Annotated in this window: 1 pseudogene; it reads right to left on the minus strand. The window is 48.5% G+C overall.

Going from position 1 to position 235, the window contains the following annotated elements:
* Positions 1-235 (minus strand): annotated as a pseudogene (gene eno, locus HJY11_RS13715) (phosphopyruvate hydratase); the annotation flags it as partial.

Consider the following 235-nt stretch of genomic DNA (forward strand, 5'->3'; position numbering starts at 1 on the left):
GAGCCGTCTGGTATTGGTCACAAACAAATCGTCTCCCACAAGCTGGGTCTGTAAACCAAGTCTCGTATTCATCAGCTCCCACCCGGAGAAATCCTCCTCTTCCAGCCCATCCTCAATGGAAACAATCGGATATTTTTCGATCAGTTCGGCATAGTAGTCGATCAGTTCCTCCGCCGTGCGGACGACTTTCTTCTCCTTCCCTTTACTTTCGCCTACAAAGACATATTTCCCAAAG

It is taken from the genome of Bittarella massiliensis (ex Durand et al. 2017) (assembly GCF_017566145.1).
Taxonomy (GTDB): Bacteria; Bacillota; Clostridia; order Oscillospirales; family Ruminococcaceae; genus Bittarella; species Bittarella massiliensis_A.